Source organism: Nocardioides bruguierae (assembly GCF_023554635.1).
Classification (GTDB): domain Bacteria; phylum Actinomycetota; class Actinomycetes; order Propionibacteriales; family Nocardioidaceae; genus Nocardioides; species Nocardioides bruguierae.
In genome coordinates, this window is record NZ_JAMJPH010000003.1 from 1 (window position 1) to 17,017 (window position 17,017).

At 72.0% G+C, this 17,017-nt stretch carries 17 protein-coding genes; all 17 read left to right on the top strand.

The genetic code is table 11. The features are described 5' to 3' along the window. Positions 1-102 precede the first annotated feature (102 nt). The 17 genes from M8316_RS02355 to nusB all read left to right on the top strand — a co-directional run bounded on the left by M8316_RS02355 (position 103) and on the right by nusB (position 16,961). Positions 103-1,110, top strand: coding sequence for an ABC transporter permease (locus M8316_RS02355; RefSeq protein WP_250051669.1), 1,008 nt, complete (start codon positions 103-105; stop codon positions 1,108-1,110). Beyond that, positions 1,107-2,210 (top strand): ABC transporter ATP-binding protein, encoded by a 1,104-nt coding sequence (locus M8316_RS02360; protein WP_372490541.1) that lies wholly within the window; start codon positions 1,107-1,109, stop codon positions 2,208-2,210. Before M8316_RS02355 ends, M8316_RS02360 begins: the two co-directional genes overlap by 4 nt. A 128-nt stretch (positions 2,211-2,338) precedes the next feature. Next, complete coding sequence (locus M8316_RS02365; RefSeq protein WP_250052342.1) at positions 2,339-3,448, top strand: ABC transporter ATP-binding protein; 1,110 nt, start codon at positions 2,339-2,341, stop codon at positions 3,446-3,448. Between the two features lie 11 nt (positions 3,449-3,459). Then, positions 3,460-4,830, top strand: a complete 1,371-nt coding sequence (locus tag M8316_RS02370) for a replication-associated recombination protein A (protein ID WP_250051673.1) — start codon at positions 3,460-3,462, stop codon at positions 4,828-4,830. An 873-nt stretch (positions 4,831-5,703) separates the two neighbouring features. Continuing rightward, on the top strand, positions 5,704-6,183 hold the full coding sequence (locus tag M8316_RS02375) for a hypothetical protein (protein ID WP_250051675.1): 480 nt from the start codon (positions 5,704-5,706) through the stop codon (positions 6,181-6,183). Beyond that, entirely contained in the window at positions 6,180-6,506 is a 327-nt protein-coding gene (locus M8316_RS02380) for a DUF6167 family protein (RefSeq protein WP_250051677.1), read from the top strand. The genes M8316_RS02375 and M8316_RS02380 overlap by 4 nt, the downstream gene beginning before the upstream one ends. Beyond that, a complete protein-coding gene (gene alaS, locus M8316_RS02385) occupies positions 6,506-9,181 on the top strand; it encodes an alanine--tRNA ligase (RefSeq protein ID WP_250051679.1) in 2,676 nt (891 codons plus the stop codon). Before M8316_RS02380 ends, alaS begins: the two co-directional genes overlap by 1 nt. 14 nt (positions 9,182-9,195) lie before the next feature. Next, positions 9,196-9,669, top strand: coding sequence for a Holliday junction resolvase RuvX (gene ruvX, locus M8316_RS02390; RefSeq protein ID WP_250051681.1), 474 nt, complete (start codon positions 9,196-9,198; stop codon positions 9,667-9,669). Continuing rightward, on the top strand, positions 9,666-10,922 hold the full coding sequence (gene mltG, locus M8316_RS02395) for an endolytic transglycosylase MltG (protein WP_250051683.1): 1,257 nt from the start codon (positions 9,666-9,668) through the stop codon (positions 10,920-10,922). The genes ruvX and mltG overlap by 4 nt, the downstream gene beginning before the upstream one ends. Then, on the top strand, positions 10,916-11,776 hold the full coding sequence (locus M8316_RS02400; protein ID WP_250051685.1) for a shikimate dehydrogenase: 861 nt from the start codon (positions 10,916-10,918) through the stop codon (positions 11,774-11,776). The genes mltG and M8316_RS02400 overlap by 7 nt, the downstream gene beginning before the upstream one ends. A 19-nt stretch (positions 11,777-11,795) precedes the next feature. Then, positions 11,796-12,500 carry a prepilin peptidase gene (locus M8316_RS20940; RefSeq protein WP_250051687.1) on the top strand — a complete coding sequence of 235 codons (705 nt, stop codon included), beginning with the start codon at positions 11,796-11,798 and terminating at the stop codon, positions 12,498-12,500. A 66-nt stretch (positions 12,501-12,566) separates the two neighbouring features. Next, entirely contained in the window at positions 12,567-13,754 is a 1,188-nt protein-coding gene (aroC, locus tag M8316_RS02410; RefSeq protein WP_250051689.1) for a chorismate synthase, read from the top strand. A gap of 14 nt (positions 13,755-13,768) precedes the next feature. Next, the gene (locus M8316_RS02415; protein WP_250051691.1) at positions 13,769-14,296 is read left to right on the top strand and encodes a shikimate kinase; all 528 of its coding nucleotides are present in this window, start codon (positions 13,769-13,771) and stop codon (positions 14,294-14,296) included. Continuing rightward, on the top strand, positions 14,293-15,414 hold the full coding sequence (gene aroB / locus M8316_RS02420; protein WP_250051692.1) for a 3-dehydroquinate synthase: 1,122 nt from the start codon (positions 14,293-14,295) through the stop codon (positions 15,412-15,414). The genes M8316_RS02415 and aroB overlap by 4 nt, the downstream gene beginning before the upstream one ends. Beyond that, on the top strand, positions 15,411-15,875 hold the full coding sequence (locus M8316_RS02425; protein ID WP_250051693.1) for a type II 3-dehydroquinate dehydratase: 465 nt from the start codon (positions 15,411-15,413) through the stop codon (positions 15,873-15,875). Before aroB ends, M8316_RS02425 begins: the two co-directional genes overlap by 4 nt. A 106-nt stretch (positions 15,876-15,981) precedes the next feature. Then, a complete protein-coding gene (gene efp / locus M8316_RS02430; protein WP_250051694.1) occupies positions 15,982-16,545 on the top strand; it encodes an elongation factor P in 564 nt (187 codons plus the stop codon). An 11-nt stretch (positions 16,546-16,556) separates the two neighbouring features. Beyond that, entirely contained in the window at positions 16,557-16,961 is a 405-nt protein-coding gene (nusB, locus tag M8316_RS02435) for a transcription antitermination factor NusB (RefSeq protein WP_250051695.1), read from the top strand. Positions 16,962-17,017 lie beyond the last annotated feature (56 nt).

A 17,017-nucleotide genomic window follows, 5' to 3' on the forward strand; every position in this document is an offset into this window, starting at 1 on the left:
CGGGGGCCCCCCCCCACCACGGTCGGGCCCGTAACATCGGGACGCACCGGCCGGACCGTTCCGCACCCGTCGGCCCCACCGGGCCGGCACTGGAGGAGACTCGTGTACGCCTACATCGTCAAGCGACTGCTCTCGGGAGTGGTGGTGCTCTTCCTCGTCTCGTTCTCGGTGTTCGCGTTGTTCTGGTTCGGCCCGAGCGCGCCGGCCCGACCGATGTGCGAGTCCAAGACCTCGAACCACTGCACCGACGACCGGCTCGAGCGCTTCACCGAGGAGCTCGGCTACAACAACAACATGTTCGCCGAGTACGGGCGCTACATGGGCGGCATCGTCACCGGCCGTGACGTCACCATCTCCGGCCAGACCACCGAGTGCCCCGCCCCCTGCTTCGGCCTCTCGTACACCACCGGCAAGCCCGTGTGGGACGACATGAAGGACCGGCTGCCCGCCACCATCTCCGTGGCCGTCGGCGGCGCGTTCCTCTACCTGATCATCGGCGTGCCCATGGGCGTGGCCGCCGCCAGACGCCGAGGGACCCTGGCCGACAAGGCGCTGGTCTCCTCGTTCCTGGTGCTCAGCTCCGTGCCCTACTACCTCTTCGCCCTCCTCACCTACCTGTACGTGGCGGTGTGGTGGGGCGTGCCCGGCATCGGGTCACCCGGCTACACGCCGATCACCGAGAACCCCGCGGCCTGGGTCTCCGGCCTGGCGCTCGCCTGGATCTGCCTCGGCGTCTTCGGCTGCACGCAGTACACCCGATATGCGCGCGGCGCGATGGTGGAGGCCCTCAGCGAGGACTACATCCGCACCGCGAAGGCCAAGGGCCTGCCGACGCGCACCGTGGTCTACAAGCACGGCCTGCGCGCCGCCCTGGTGCCGATCGTGACCATCTTCGGCATCGACTTCGGCACCCTGCTCGCCGGCACCATCTTCACCGAGAAGATCTTCGACATCAGCGGTATCGGCCTGTGGGCCCTCAACGCCATCGGCGACCGCGACCTGCCCATCGTGTCTGCGACCGCGCTCTTCAGCGCCGTGGTGCTGATCGTCAGCAACCTGCTCGTCGACATCGTCTACAGCGCCCTCGACCCGAGAGTGAGGCTTTCGTGACCGTGACCGCCCCCAGCAGCACCCGGCCGGGCGCGTCCAGCGGCGAGCCGTTCCTCGTCGTCGAGGACCTGACGGTGAAGTTCCCGACCGAGGACGGCCAGATCACCGCCGTCCAGGGCCTGAGCTACTCCGTCGAGAAGGGCAGGACCCTCGGCATCGTCGGCGAGTCCGGCTCCGGCAAGTCCGTCTCGTCCATGGCCGTGCTCGGCCTGCACGACACCAAGTCGGCCAAGATCACCGGCAGCATCCGCATCGACGGCCAGGAGGTCGTCGGGCTGAGCGAGTCCAAGATGCGCAAGATCCGCGGCCGCCAGGTCTCGATGATCTTCCAGGACGCCCTCGCGGCACTGCACCCCTTCTACAAGGTCGGCGGCCAGCTGGCCGAGGCCTACCAGGTGCACCACCCCAGCGCCTCCAAGCGGGAGGCCCGCCGCAAGGCGATCGAGATGCTCGACCGCGTCGGCATCCCGCAGCCGGACCGGCGCGCGGACGACTTCCCGCACCAGTTCTCCGGCGGCATGCGCCAGCGCGCCATGATCGCGATGGGCCTGATCAACGACCCGTCGCTCATCGTCGCGGACGAGCCGACGACCGCGCTGGACGTCACCGTGCAGGCGCAGATCCTGGACCTCCTCCAGGACCTCCAGCGCGAGTTCGACTCCGCCATCATCATGATCACCCACGACCTCGGCGTCATCGCCGAGATGGCCGACGACATCCTCGTGATGTACGGCGGCCGCGGCGTGGAGTACGGCACCGCGAAGGACGTCCTCACGCGTCCGCAGATGCCCTACACCTGGGGCCTGCTCTCGAGCGTGCCCGACGTCGCTGGTGACACCGACGCCCCCCTGATCCCGATCCCGGGCAACCCGCCGTCGCTGCTGAAGCCGCCGCCGGGCTGTGCCTTCAACCCCCGCTGCCTCCACAAGGACAAGGTCGCCGGCGGGCTGTGCACCTCGCAGATGCCGGAGCTCCTCGAGAGCCCGACCGTGCCGGGGCACCTGAAGCGCTGCCACCTGGCAGACCCCGACGCCGTGTACCAGGCCGAGGTCCTGCCCGTGATCGCGCCCGAGACGCTCGAGGAGAACGACCCCCGATGACCGAGACCAACGAGCCGACCACGGACGCCACCGGCGGCGCCAGCTTCGCCGACCTGGCCGGCCAGGAGCACCAGCCGCCGCGGCTCGACCCCGACGCCCCGCCCGTGCTGACCGTGGACAACCTGCGCATGTGGTTCCCGGTGAAGTCCTCCGGCGTCGTCTCCCGCACCGTCGGGCACGTGCAGGCCGTGGACGGCGTGTCCTTCGAGGTCCCCAAGGGCGGCGCCCTGGGCCTGGTGGGGGAGTCCGGCTGCGGCAAGTCGACCACCGGCCGGCTGATCACCCGCCTGTACAAGCCCACCTCGGGCTCCATGTACTTCGGTGAGAACCGGCAGGACATCGCCGCCATGTCGAACCGGCAGCTCAAGCCGCTGCGTCGCGACGTGCAGATGATCTTCCAGGACCCCTACACCTCGCTGAACCCCCGCCACACCGTGGGCGCGATCGTGGGTGCCCCGCTCGAGGTCCACAACGTGGTGCCGAAGAAGCAGGTGCTCAAGCGGGTCCAGGAGCTCCTCGAGGTGGTGGGCCTGAACCCGGAGCACTACAACCGGTACCCCAACGAGTTCTCCGGCGGTCAGCGCCAGCGCATCGGCATCGCCCGTGCCCTCACGCTGAACCCGAAGCTCCTCGTCGCCGACGAGCCGGTCTCGGCGCTCGACGTCTCCATCCAGGCCCAGGTGATCAACCTCCTGCAGGACCTGCAGAAGGAGTTCGACATCGCCTTCCTGTTCATCGCCCACGACCTCGCGGTCGTGCGCCACTTCTGCCCCGAGGTGGCCGTGATGTACCTGGGCAAGATCGTCGAGATCGCCGACCGGGACACGCTCTACAAGAGCAGCCACCACCCGTACACGCAGGCCCTGCTCTCCGCCGTGCCGGACATCAAGCAGGCCGCGGTGGGCGGTCGTCGTGAGCGCATCCGCCTCGAGGGCGACGTGCCGAGCCCGATCAACCCGCCGTCCGGCTGCCGGTTCCGCACCCGCTGCCCGATCGCGAAGGAGATCTGCACCAAGGTCGAGCCGCCGCTGATGCAGATCGGCCCGCGGCACAAGGTGGCCTGCCACTTCCCGGCCGAGCTGGGCAAGGCGCCGCAGCACCCCGTCACCGCCGGCCTGCTGGGCGTCGACTCCCAGGGCAGCCCCGACGCCGGCGTGACGCCGACCGCGATCGCCGAGGGCCCCGGCTACGAGAAGCAGTGGTTCGACCTCCAGCGCCGGGAGATGGTGTCCGCCTGACCCCGCCACCCATGGCCGACAGCGGGGACGGCGGTCTCTTCGACGTCCCAGGAGCCGCCCCCGTCACCGGGGGCGGCTCGCTGTCCGTCAACACCAGTGCCTCCGCACCGCTCGCCGTGCGGATGCGTCCGCGCACCCTGGACGAGCTGGTGGGGCAGCCGCAGCTGCGCGAGCCGGGCTCCCCGCTGCGCCAGCTGATCGAGGACCAGCGCTCGCTCTCGCTCCTGCTGTGGGGCCCGCCCGGCACGGGCAAGACGACGATCGCCTCGATCGTCTCCCAGCAGACGTCACGCACCTTCGTCGAGGTCTCGGCCGTGACGGCCGGGGTCAAGGAGGTGCGGGCCGCGATCGACGGGGCGCGGGCCGCGCTGGTGCGCGGGGGCACGGAGACGGTGCTCTTCGTCGACGAGGTGCACCGGTTCTCCAAGGCCCAGCAGGACGCGCTGCTGCCCGGCGTCGAGAACCGCTGGGTCACGCTGGTGGCCGCCACCACCGAGAACCCGTTCTTCTCGGTGATCTCCCCGCTGCTCTCCCGCAGCCTCCTGCTCAAGCTCCAGTCGCTCTCCGACGACGACGTGCGCCGCGTCGTGGACCAGGCGCTGGTCGACGAGCGCGGCCTGGCGGGGGAGTTCACCCTCGCCGAGGACGCGGCGGACCACCTCGTCCGCCTGGCCGGCGGGGACGCCCGCCGCTCGCTGACCTACCTGGAGGCGGCGGCCGGTGCCGCGGCCGGCCGGGGCGTCACCGCGATCGACCTCGAGGCCGCCGAGTCGGCCGTCGACACCGCCGCGGTGCGCTACGACCGGCAGGGCGACCAGCACTACGACGTCATCTCCGCGTTCATCAAGTCGATCCGCGGCTCCGACCCCGACGCCGCCCTGCACTACCTGGCCCGGATGATCGAGGCGGGGGAGGACCCCCGCTTCATCGCTCGACGGCTGGTGGTGCACGCCAGCGAGGACATCGGCCTCGCCGACCCGACGGCCCTCCAGGCGGCCGTGGCCGCGGCCCAGGCCGTGCAGCTGATCGGCATGCCCGAGGCGCGCATCAACCTGGCCCAGGCGACCGTCCACCTCGCGATGGCGCCGAAGTCCAACGCCGTCATCGTCGGGATCGACTCCGCGCTCGCCGACGTGCGTGCGGGCAAGATCGGCCAGGTGCCGCCCCACCTGCGCGACGCCCACTACGGCGGCGCGAAGGACCTGGGCCACGGCAAGGGCTACGCCTACCCGCACGACGAGCCCTACGGGATCGCCGCCCAGCAGTACCTCCCGGACGTGCTCGCGGACACCCGCTACTACCAGCCCAAAGAGATTGGGGCCGAGGCGAGCATCAGAGAGCGCTGGGATCGGTTGCGGAACATTGTTCGCGGTCATCAGTGAAACACGTGACAGTAAAATCGGAAATGATGTAATGTTTCCCTGACGGTCGGGATTCGCCTGACCTCACAGTTGCTTGGGAGACTGATGATGCCGTTTGCAAAGTTTCAGTTGAGGGGTCTAGCGACCCTTGTCGTGGCTGCACTGTTCTTATCTGTTCCGACCACAGCGTCCGCGCAGGCGCAAAAGGCAACCGGGGAGCGGTTAACTACGACTTGTTCCGCGGATAAAGCTGGGAAGCTGCGCTACCGTGTCCGTGAAGACTCGATCAAGCGTAGTTACAGGATTATCGGCGCTGTCGGCCGACAGGACAACTACACTGGGTCACCTATCACAGAGACTGTAACGTACGGCACTGAAGCCAGTCGGACCAACTCGATCTCGGCCTCTGCGAACTATTCGGTAGAGGCTGGAAATGCGGCCTTTGGCAAGGTCTCCGCTCAAGTGGGTGTGGAACTTGGTGAGGTTGGGACCAAGACGAAGTATGCGTCAACGACCCAAACTCGTACCTTTGCGTCGGGAGACACGTATCGAGTCGCGACCGGCGTCGGGCGTTGGGCTGCGACCGTCGGTGTGAAGATTTGTAAGCGTGTGAATCGGGATGACCCCAATTTCTACTGGGAGCCCTGGACGACTCTGAAGCTTGTGGCGTTCCACAAGGAAAACGCGGCCCTTGGCTGCAAGCAGACTCCCGATAACGGTACCTTTAGCAAGTTCGTAAAGAGGCAGACTTGTAGCTGACTTGACTCTGTCGAAGGGGCGGTTGCCGGTGGCAGCCGCCCCTTCGGTCGTCCAACGTCTGCTCAGGGTAGGCTTATACATGTGAGCGTCGATGCTGGTTGGCCCGTTTGGGCGGTCGTCGTGACTCTTGCGCTCATGGCCATCCTCACCATGTCCGTCGTCGTCCTGGACATCGGCCTCCGCCGCGTCCGGCGCGAGGCCGCCTCCGAGGCAGCGGTGCTGCGGGAGCGGCTCACCGCCCTGGAGCGCACGGCCCGGCCCACGGCCACCCCCAGCCGGCCGGCCGAGGAGTTCGTGATCACCGAGCTCGGGTCGGATCCCGGTCACACCCGGCCTGCCGGCTCCGTCCGGCCTGCCGCCACCGACGAGGCCCCGACGGTGCCCGGCCCGCTCTTCGCCGACCTCGTGCTGCGCGAGACCACCGTCCAGGCGGGCGCGCTGCTCGCCGGCGTGCGCCGCGCGCTCGACCCCGAGACCCGGGCACGGGTGCGGGTGGCGATGCGGCAGGAGCTGCGCCGCTCCCGCAAGCAGCGCCGCGTCGAGACCCGGCTCGCCCGACGGGCCTGGGCCGCCCGGCAGCGGCAGCAGCCGGACGCGGCGGAGCGCGTCGCATGAGCCGCGGCCTCTGGTTCGTCGCCGGGGCCGGAGCGGGGATGTGGGCGATGGCGCGCGCACGCCGCGCGGCCGAGGCCCTCACGGCCGACGGGCTCCGCGACCGGCTCTCCGCCCTGTCCGTCGGCGCCCGCATGGTCCGCGACGAGGTCGCCCAGGGCCGCGCCGACGCCGAAACCGATTTGCGCGAGCGCCTCGGCATGTCGCCAGATGGACCGCGAGCCCTGCCCGGAGCAGGGGACCAGCCCACGAGCAGCAGCACCCAGACCAGCCAGGTCGAGCAGGCCGCCCCGCGGCCGATCGAGAACGAGAGAGGCACCGACTGATGGAGACCGCCGAGATCCGGCGCAGGTTCACTGCCCACTTCGAGAAGAACGGGCACACCGTCGTCCCCTCCGCCTCGCTGCTGCTGGACGACCCGAACCTCCTGTTCGTCAACGCCGGCATGGTGCCTTTCAAGCCCTACTTCCTGGGCCAGGAGACGCCGCAGTGGAACCGCGCCACCAGCGTGCAGAAGTGCGTGCGGACCCTCGACATCGAGGAGGTCGGCAAGACCACCCGCCACGGCACGTTCTTCCAGATGTGCGGCAACTTCTCCTTCGGCGACTACTTCAAGGAAGGCGCCATCCGCTTCGCCTGGACCCTCATCACGGGGTCCGTCGAGGAGGGTGGTCTCGGCTTCGACCCGGAGAAGATCTGGGTCACGGTGCTGCCCAGCGACACCGAGGCCAAGGAGCTGTGGCACGAGGTCGCCGGGATGCCGTACGAGCGCATCCAGGAGCGTGGCCTCGAGGACAACTACTGGAACATGGGCGTGCCCGGCCCGGGCGGCCCCTGCTCGGAGATCTACATCGACCGCGGGCCCGAGTACGGCCCCGACGGCGGCCCGAACGCCGACGAGGACCGGTTCCTGGAGATCTGGAACCTCGTCTTCATGCAGGAGTCGCTCTCCCAGGTCCGCTCCAAGGCGGACTTCGACGTCGAGGGCCCGCTGCCGGCCAAGAACATCGACACCGGCATGGGCCTCGAGCGGGTCGCGTACCTGCTCCAGGGCAAGCAGAACATGTACGAGATCGACGAGGTCTTTCCCGTCATCGAGAAGGCCGCCGAGCTCTCCGGCAAGACCTACGGCGAGAACCACGTGGACGACGTCCGCTTCCGCGTCGTCGCCGACCACGTGCGCTCCGCCCTGATGCTGATCAGCGACGGCGTGACCCCGGGCAACGAGGGCCGCGGCTACGTGCTGCGCCGCCTCCTGCGCCGCGCGGTCCGCTCCATGCGCCTGCTGGGCTTCGAGGGCCACGCCCTGGCCGAGCTCATGCCGGTCAGCCGCGACCGGATGAAGGCCTCCTACCCCGAGGTCGAGTCCGGCTGGGAGCGGATCTCCCGCGTCGCCTTCGCCGAGGAGGACGCGTTCCGCAAGACGCTCGCGGCCGGCACCCAGATCTTCGACAACGCCGCGGACCAGGTGAAGGCAGGCGGCGGCACCACCCTGGCCGGCGCCCAGGCGTTCGCGCTGCACGACACCTACGGCTTCCCGATCGACCTGACGCTGGAGATGGCCTCCGAGGCCGGCCTGAGCGTCGACGAGGAGGGCTTCCGCTCCCTCATGGCCGAGCAGCGCGCCCGCGCGAAGGCGGACGCGAAGGCCAAGAAGGGTCAGCACGCCGACACCCACCTGTACCGCGCGGTGCTCGACGAGCACGGTGCCACCGACTGGCTGGCCTACTCGACCCTGGAGACGGAGTCGAGGGCGCTCGCGCTGCTCGCCGGAGGCGAGCCCGTGCAGGTGCTGACCGCCGGCCAGGTCGGCGAGGTCGTCCTCGACCGCACCCCGTTCTACGCCGAGTCCGGCGGCCAGGTCGCGGACGCCGGCACCCTGACGTTCGACGGCGGCAGCCTGGAGGTCCTCGACGTCCAGCGCCCCGTGCGCGGCCTGGTCGTGCACCAGGTCCGCGTCCTCGAGGGCGAGCTGACCCAGGACGCGGCCGTGCACGCCGCGGTCGACCCCGCGTGGCGCACCGGCGCCCGCCAGGCGCACTCGGGCACCCACGTGGTGCACGCGGCGCTGCGCGAGGTGCTCGGCCCCACCGCCCTGCAGGCCGGCTCCTACAACCGCCCCGGCTACCTGCGCCTCGACTTCGGCTGGACGCAGGCGCTGACGCCTGCCCAGGTCAAGGACATCGAGACCGTCTCCAACGAGGCGCTGCGCGCCGACCTGCCCGTCTCCTGGCAGTACATGAGCCTGCCCGAGGCCAAGGTCTGGGGCGCCATCGCCCTGTTCGGCGAGACCTACGACGAGTCGCAGGTGCGCGTCGTCGAGATCGGCGGCCCCTGGTCGCGCGAGCTGTGCGGTGGCACGCACGTCGACCACTCCAGCCAGGTCGGCACCGTCGTCCTCACCAGTGAGTCCTCCGTCGGCTCCGGCAACCGCCGCGTCGAGGCGCTCACCGGTGTCGAGGGCTTCCGGTACCTGGCCAAGGAGCGCGACGTCGTCGCCGAGCTCACCGGCATCCTCAAGACCCAGCCCGACGACCTCGTCGGCCGGGTCGGTGACCTCGTCGAGCGCCTGCGCGGCGCCGAGAAGGAGCTCGAGCGCGTCCGCGTCGCCCAGCTGCTCGCCTCGGCCGGCGACATCGCCCGCGGCGCGGCCAAGGTCGGCACCGTCAACGTCGTGGCCCACCGGGCCGACGGCGCGAGCGGTGGCGACGTCCGCACGCTGGCCACCGACGTCCGCAACCGGCTGCCCCAGGGCGAGGCCGGGGTCGTCGTGGTCGTCGGCGTCGCCGACGGCAAGGTCGCGCTGGTGGCGGCCACCAACGACGAGGCCCGCAGCCGCGGGGTCAAGGCCGGTGACCTGGTGAAGGTGCTCGCGCCCGTGCTCGGCGGCAAGGGCGGCGGCAAGCCCGACATGGCCCAGGGCGGCGGCACCGAGGTCGGCAAGGTGGACGAGGCGCTCGCGCTGGTCGCCACCGAGGTCGGCAAGGCCGTCGGCGTCTGAGGCGGGCGGTCAGCGTGCGGCACGGGGTCCGGTTGGGCGTCGACCCGGGGGACGCCCGGATCGGCGTCGCCCGCAGCGACCCGTCCGGGTTCCTGGCCACGCCGGTCGAGACGGTGAAGCGGGGCAAGGGCGACCTGTCCCGCCTCCGCCGCATCGGCGGGGACATCCAGGCCGAGTCCGAGCTCGTCGAGGTCGTGGTCGGGCTGCCCCGCTCGCTGGCCGGCGGTGAGGGCCCCGCGGCCACCAAGGTGCGCGAGTTCGCCGCACAGCTGGCGGCCAGGTTCGCGCCCGTTCCGGTCCGTCTGGTCGACGAACGGCTCAGCACCGTGGCCGCGGAGGCTATCCTTCGCGGCCAGGGGCGCAAGGGCAGCAAGCGCCGCGAGGTCGTCGACCAGGCGGCCGCAGTCGTCATCCTTCAGCACGCGCTCGACACCGAGCGCGCCACCGGCACGCCGCCGGGCGAGATCGTCGAGGAGCCCGCACGATGAGTGACCACGACCGCGACCCCGCCGTCGGCCCCGAGCCGACGGGCGGTGCGATCGGCGGCCTGTTCTCCGAGCCCGCCGAGGCGCCCACCGAGGAGCGCACGGGGCAGCCCCAGGCAGCCCCCGCCGCCCCGGCCTACGACCCCGGCGGTCGCCGGCGTCGGCGCAAGAGCCGGCTGCCCGGCTACCTCGCCGTCATCGTCGTCCTCGCCCTCGTGGGCGTCGGCGGCTACTACGGCGTGCAGAAGGGCACCGAGTTCCTCCGCTCCCTGACCTACACCCCCGAGGACTACGACGGCCCCGGCCGTGGCCGGGTCCTGGTCGAGGTCGGCGAGGGCGAGACGGCCACCGACATCTGCCGCGTCCTCGCGGACGAGGACGTCGTCGCCTCCGTCGACGCCTGCATCTCCGCCGCCAACGTCGACCCGGACGCGGCGGGCATCCAGGTCGGCTACTACCAGCTCCAGCGGCAGATGTCCGCGGCGGACGCCATCGACGTGCTGGTGGACCCGGCGAACCTGCTGACCACCACGGTGACCGTGCCCGAGGGCCTCACCGTGCGCCAGATCGTCGACACCCTCGCGAAGAACACCGACTTCTCTAAGAAGCAGTTCAACCAGGTCCTCTCGCGCCCCGGCAAGATCGGCCTGCCCGACTACGCCGACGGCAACGCGGAGGGCTACCTGTTCCCGGCGACCTACGCGTTCGCCCCCACGGACAAGCCCGTGGACATGGTCTCCCAGATGGTCGAGCGCTGGCGCCAGGCCGCCGACGAGGCGAACCTCGAGGCCCGGGCCGAGGCCCTGGGCTACACGCCGGGCGAGCTGATGGTCGTGGCCAGCCTCGTGCAGGCGGAGGGGCGCGGCGACGACATGGTCAAGGTCGCCCGGGTCATCTACAACCGCGTGGAGAACCCGCAGAACGGGATCACCAACGGCCTGCTCCAGATCGACGCGGCCGTGAACTACGCGCTCGACCAGTCCCCGATCGCGCGCCTGACGACCGACCAGATCGACTCGGTCGCCGACAGCCCGTACAACACCTACACCCAGACCGGCCTGCCGCCGACGCCCATCGAGGCGCCCGGCGACGACGCGATCGAGGCTGCGGCCAACCCCGCCAAGGGCGACTGGCTGTTCTACGTGACGGTGAACCTCGCCACCGGCAAGACCAAGTTCACCGACTCCTACTCCGAGTTCCTCTCCTTCCGTCAGGAGCTCGACGACTACTGCGCCACCCAGTCGGACCGGTGCTGACGCGCGAGCGCGGCCGGGCCCTCGTCATCGGGGACCCGGTCGCGCACTCGCTCTCACCCGTGCTGCACCGCGCCGGCTACGCCGCCGCGGGCCTGGCCTCGCGCAGCTACGACCACCAGCGGGTGCCCGAGGGCAGCCTCGCGACGTTCCTCGACGGCCTGGCCGACGACGTCGACGGCCTGTCGGTCACCATGCCGCTCAAGCGGGAGCTGCTGGCGCTGGCCGAGGAACGCGGCTGGCCCATCAGCGCGCACGCCGCAGCGGCGTCCGGTGCCAACACCTGGGTGCGCGACCCCGCGGCCCCGGGAGGGGCGCGCGTGGACAACACCGACCTGCCCGGCGCCGCCGCGGCCGTGCGCGAGCGGTGGAGCGGTTCCGTCGAGCGGGTCGCGGTGCTCGGCGGCGGTGCGACGGCGGCGTCGGTGGCGCTGGCGCTGACGGACCTCGGCGCCCGCTCGGTCCGCTTCCTGGTGCGCTCCCCGGAGCGCGCCCGGGCCACGATCGAGGCGGTGACCGCGTACGCGCCCGGGGTAGGTGTCGACGCGGTGGACCTGACGGCGGAGGTGCCGGCCGACGTCCTGGTCTCGACGGTGCCGGCCGACGCGCAGGACGCCCGCCAGTGCGCGCGTGCCGAGGCCCCGGTGGTCTTCGAGGTCGTCTACGACCCGTGGCCCACGCCCCTGGCCGCGGCCGCCCTCGCGCAGGGCAGCGTGCTGGTGACCGGGCTGGACCTGCTGGTGCACCAGGCGGTGCTCCAGTTCGAGCAGTTCACGGGCGTGCCGGGCCCGCTCGCCGCGATGCGCGCGGCGGGCGAGGCCGCCGTGGCGGCGCGTCGGGACGACGGCGCGCGCTGAGCAGGGAAGACTGGACGTCGTGGATGCCGCCCCGCTGATCACCGCCCTCGTGGCGGCGCTGGTGGTCGGCGTGCTGGGCGCGTGCGCGCCGGCCGTGGTGCGGCGCCTGCCGGCGCCGGCGGGGGAGCCGCACCCCGACGACCCGCCGCGTCCCTCCTGGGACGAGCTGGCCTCGGGCCGGTGGCTGGCCCTCGGCTGCGGGCTCGCCGCCGCGGCCGCCGCCGCGCTGCTCACCCTGGCGCTGGGCGCCGGGTGGTGGCTCGCGTGGCTGCTGCCCGTCGTCCCCGTGGCCGCCTGGCTGGCCGTGATCGACGCGCGGACCCGGCTGCTGCCCCGGGTGCTGGTGCTCCCCGCCACCGCCGTCGTGCTCGTCGTGGCGCTGCTGGAGTGGCTGGTCGCCGGCCACGGGCGCACGGTGCTGGTGGCCGTCCTGCTCGCGCTCGCGGCCCGCAGCGTCTTCTGGGTGCTGTGGCGGGTCAACGCCTCCGGCCTCGGCTTCGGCGACGTCCGGCTCGCGCTGCTCCTCGGCCTGCCGCTGGCCCGGCTGGGCCCCGGCGAGCTGGTGCTGGGGCTGTGGCTGGGCTTCCTGCTCGTCGGCGCCGCCGGCCTGGGGCGGGTGGTGGCACGCCGCGACCGCTCGCTGCTGCGCAGCCACGTGCCCCTCGGGCCGGGCCTGATCGTCGGTGCCCTGCTCGGGGCGCTGCTCGGCGGTGCGCTGCTCTGAGGCCCGTCGGTCTCGCGCCGTGACGGTGCTGCGGGCGCCGTGTGACGAGCGTGAAACACTGACCCCATGCTGCGTTGGCTCACTGCGGGGGAGTCCCACGGACCCGCCCTGGTCGCGATCCTCGAAGGTCTGCCCGCCCACGTCCAGGTGACGTCGGGCGACATCGCCGACTCCCTGGCCCGGCGTCGGCTGGGCCACGGCCGCGGTGCCCGGATGAAGTTCGAGCAGGACCAGGTGACCTTGACCGGCGGCGTCCGCCACGGCGAGACGCTCGGCGGCCCCGTCGCCATCGAGGTCGGCAACACCGAGTGGCCCAAGTGGGAGCAGGTCATGTCGGCCGACCCGGTCGACGCCGAGGTCCTCGACGGCCTCGCGCGCAACGCCAAGCTCACCCGGCCCCGCCCCGGTCACGCCGACCTGGTGGGCATGCAGAAGTACGGCTTCGACGAGGCCCGGCCGATCCTGGAGCGTGCCTCGGCCCGCGAGACCGCCGCCCGCGTGGCCCTCGGCCGGGTGGCCTCCAACTTCCTCGAGCAGGCCTGCGGCATCCGCCTGCTCTCCCACGTCGTCGAGATCGCCGGGATCAAGGTCCCCGCGGGCACGGTGCCCCCGGACGCCTCCGAGGCCACCGTGGCGGCGCTCGACGCGGACCCGGTCCGTTGCTGGGACGCCGACACCGCCAAGCTGATGACCGAGCGGATCGACCAGGGCCACTCGGACGGCGACACGCTCGGCGGCGTCGTCGAGGTCGTCGTCCACGACCTCCCGCCGGGGCTGGGCAGCCACGTCCACTGGGACCGTCGCCTCGACGCGAAGCTCGCCGGCGCCCTCATGGGCATCCAGGCGATCAAGGGCGTGGAGGTCGGTGACGGCTTCGAGCTCGCCTCGACGCCGGGCTCGCAGGCCCACGACGAGATCGTGCCCACCGACGACGGGATCCGCCGCACCTCGGGCCGCTCCGGCGGCACCGAGGGCGGCATGAGCACCGGCGAGGTGCTGCGCGTGCGTGCCGCGATGAAGCCCATCGCCACCGTGCCCCGGGCGCTGCGCACCGTCGACGTCGCCACCGGCGAGGAGGCCGTCGCGCACCACCAGCGCTCCGACGTCTGCGCCGTGCCGGCCGCCGGCATCGTCGCCGAGGCCATGGTCGCGCTGGTCATCGCCGACGCCGTCCTGGAGAAGTTCGGTGGCGACTCGGTGGCCGAGGTCGCGCGCAACGTCCGCTCGTACATGGAGACGCTGAACTACCGATGAGCCAGGACCCGGCGATGAGCCAGCCGAGCGGCGGCCCGCGCGTGGTGCTCGTGGGCACCATGGGCGCCGGCAAGACCACGGTGGCCGGTCTGCTCGGTGAGCTCCTGGGCCTCGAGGTGCGCGACACCGACCTCGACATCGTCGCCGCGGAGGGTCGCGAGATCAGCGACATCTTCGTCGACGACGGCGAGGCGCACTTCCGCGCGCTGGAACGAGCAGCGGTCGCCTCGGCGCTGGCCGACCACCCCGGCGTCCTGGCCCTGGGCGGGGGAGCGGTGCTCGACCCCACCACCCGCGCCCTGCTCGCCGAGCACCCCGTCGTCTTCCTCCGGGTCGGGCTCACCGACGCCGTGCGCCGCGTCGGCCTGGGCTCCTCGCGGCCGATGCTGCTCGGCAACGTCCGCGCCCGCGTCAAGCAGCTCATCGACGAGCGCACCCCCGTCTACGAGTCCGTCGCGCGGCACAGCGTCGACACCGACGGCCGCACCCCCGCCGAGGTGGCCGCCGAGGTCGCCGCGCTGCTGCAGGAGGCCCCGCGATGAGCACCACCGACCAGCCCACCGTCCTGCACGTGGGTGGCTCCGCCCCCTACGACGTGGTGGTCGGCCACGGTGTCGCCCAGCGGCTCGTCGACCTCCTCGGCGAGCGGCCGACCCGGGTCGCGCTCGTCGTCGCGGAGGCCCTCGTCGAGCTCGCGGGCCCCGTGCGCGAGGCGCTCGCGGGCGCCTACCGGCTCACCGAGGTCGTCGTGCCCGACGGCGAGGCCGCCAAGACCCCGGCGGTCGCCGCACGGTGCTGGGACGCGCTCGGCGAGGCCGGCTTCACCCGCTCCGACGCCGTGGTCACCTTCGGTGGCGGCGCCACCACCGACCTCGGCGGCTTCGTGGCCGCCTCCTGGTTGCGCGGCGTGCCGGTCGTGCACGTGCCGACCACGCTGCTGGCCATGGTCGACGCCGCCGTCGGCGGCAAGACCGGCGTGAACACGGACGCGGGCAAGAACCTGGTCGGCGCCTTCCACGAGCCCGCGGGCGTGCTGTGCGACCTGTCGCTGCTGGCCGGCCTGCCCCGCCGCGACCTCGTCGCCGGCATGGGTGAGGTCGTCAAGTGCGGCTTCATCGCCGACGAGCGCATCCTGGAGCTGGTGGAGACCCAGGACGTGGAGGCGGTGCTCGACACCGACGGACCCGTGCTGCGCGAGCTGGTGGAGCGGGCCGTCGCGGTGAAGATCGACGTCGTCGTGGGCGACCTCAAGGAGGCCGGGGGCTCCGAGCTGACCGGCGCCCACCCCGGTCGCGAGGCGCTCAACTACGGCCACACGATGGGCCACGCCATCGAGCGCGCCGAGCACTACCGCATGCGGCACGGGGACGGCGTGGCCATCGGCTGCTGCTACGTCGCCGAGGTCGCCCGGCTGGCGGGCGTCCTGGACGAGGCCACCGCCGCCCGGCACCGCGCCGCCTTCGCGCGCGTCGGGCTGCCCACCGGCTACGACGGCGCCGGCTTCGAGGAGCTGCTGGCCGGCATGAAGCTGGACAAGAAGACCCGCGGCGACCAGCTGCGGCTCGTCGTCCTGGACGCCGTGGGCCGCCCGCGCATCCTCGCGGGGCCCGCCGAGGAGCACCTGCGCGCCGCCGACGCACTGATGCGGGCGCACGCATGAGCGAGGCGCCGCGGCCCGTGCTCGTGCTCAACGGCCCGAACCTGGGTCGACTGGGGCGACGGCAGCCGGAGATCTACGGGACCACCACCCACGCCGAGCTCGTCGCCCTGTGCGAGCAGTGGGGCGCCGAGCGCGGCCTGGCGGTCGAGGTGCGCCAGACCAACCACGAGGGGGTGCTCGTGGACTGGCTCAACGTCGCCGCGGACGAGCGCACCCCCGTCGTCCTCAACGCCGCTGCCCTCACGCACTACTCCTACGCCGTCCACGACGCCTGCGCGCAGCTCGAGGCGCCGCTGGTCGAGGTGCACCTCTCCGACCCGGAGGCCCGGCCCGAGGAGTGGCGCCACCACTCCGTCGTCCGCCCCCACGCCGTCGAGGTGGTCAAGGGCCACGGCGTCGACGGGTACCGGCTGGCGCTGGGAGTCCTCGCCGACGTGCTCACCGGCACCGATCGGACGTAGACTTCCGCCGGTGCGCCCTGCCCCTCGCAGGTGCCGCGCCCACCGCACCTGCGCGGCCCCCGCGGTCCGCGCGTCACCTGAACACGGATAGGGAACCAGCGAGCGCATGGCCACCACGAACGACCTCAAGAACGGCATGGTCCTCAACATCGACGGCCAGCTCTGGTCCGTCGTCGAGTTCCAGCACGTGAAGCCGGGCAAGGGCCCCGCGTTCGTGCGTACCAAGCTGAAGAACGTCGAGTCGAACAAGACCGTCGACAAGACCTTCAACGCCGGCACCAAGGTCGAGACCGCCACGGTCGACCGCCGCAGCTACCAGTACCTCTACAACGACGGCACGAACTTCGTGTTCATGGACACCTCCACCTACGAGCAGCTCGAGGTGACCCCGGAGATCGTCGGCGACGCCGCGAACTTCCTGCTCGAGAACAACGAGGCGATCATCGCCACGAACGAGGGCCGCGTGCTCTTCGTCGAGCTCCCCGCCTCCGTCGAGATGGTCATCACCTTCACCGAGCCCGGCCTGGCCGGCGACTCCGCGACCGGCCGCACCAAGCCGGCCACCCTGGAGACCGGTCACGAGATCCAGGTTCCGCTGTTCATCAACCAGGGCGAGAAGGTCAAGGTCGACACCCGCGACTCCTCCTACCTCTCCCGCGTGAAGGGCTGACGCCTCCCTCCATGGCTGCACGCACCAAGGCACGCAAGCGCGCGCTCGACCTGCTCTTCGCCTCCGAGCTCCGGAGCGAGTCGGCCGTCGACGCCCTCGACCGGGCCGTCGCCGAGGGCGACGCCCCGACCAACCCCTACACGGGCGTCCTCGTCCGTGGGGTGGTCGAGCACGCCGAGGAGATCGACGCGCTGATCTCCGCCCACGCGACCGGCTGGACGCTCCAGCGGATGCCGGCCGTCGACCGCAACGTCCTGCGCGTCGCGGTCTGGGAGATGCTGCACGCCGACGACGTCCCGGCCGCGGTCGCGATCTCCGAGGCCGTGGGCCTGGTCCGCGACCTCTCCACCGACGAGAGCCCGCAGTTCGTCAACGGCGTCCTCGGTGGCGTCCAGCGGGGCCTCGCCAAGGCCTGAGCGCCCGTCCGTCGCAGCGCTCCTCGCACCGTCCTGCGCCCCGTCCGCCCTCCCGG

Coding starts and splice junctions, on each gene's coding strand:
- alaS (WP_250051679.1), top strand. CDS start 6,506: ATGGAGACCGCCGAGATCCGGCGCAGGTTCACTGCCCACTTCGAGAAG.
- aroC (WP_250051689.1), top strand. CDS start 12,567: ATGCTGCGTTGGCTCACTGCGGGGGAGTCCCACGGACCCGCCCTGGTC.
- M8316_RS02425 (WP_250051693.1), top strand. CDS start 15,411: ATGAGCGAGGCGCCGCGGCCCGTGCTCGTGCTCAACGGCCCGAACCTG.
- efp (WP_250051694.1), top strand. CDS start 15,982: ATGGCCACCACGAACGACCTCAAGAACGGCATGGTCCTCAACATCGAC.
- M8316_RS02415 (WP_250051691.1), top strand. CDS start 13,769: ATGAGCCAGCCGAGCGGCGGCCCGCGCGTGGTGCTCGTGGGCACCATG.
- M8316_RS02370 (WP_250051673.1), top strand. CDS start 3,460: ATGGCCGACAGCGGGGACGGCGGTCTCTTCGACGTCCCAGGAGCCGCC.
- nusB (WP_250051695.1), top strand. CDS start 16,557: ATGGCTGCACGCACCAAGGCACGCAAGCGCGCGCTCGACCTGCTCTTC.
- M8316_RS02375 (WP_250051675.1), top strand. CDS start 5,704: ATGGCCATCCTCACCATGTCCGTCGTCGTCCTGGACATCGGCCTCCGC.
- M8316_RS02365 (WP_250052342.1), top strand. CDS start 2,339: ATGTGGTTCCCGGTGAAGTCCTCCGGCGTCGTCTCCCGCACCGTCGGG.
- aroB (WP_250051692.1), top strand. CDS start 14,293: ATGAGCACCACCGACCAGCCCACCGTCCTGCACGTGGGTGGCTCCGCC.
- M8316_RS02380 (WP_250051677.1), top strand. CDS start 6,180: ATGAGCCGCGGCCTCTGGTTCGTCGCCGGGGCCGGAGCGGGGATGTGG.
- mltG (WP_250051683.1), top strand. CDS start 9,666: ATGAGTGACCACGACCGCGACCCCGCCGTCGGCCCCGAGCCGACGGGC.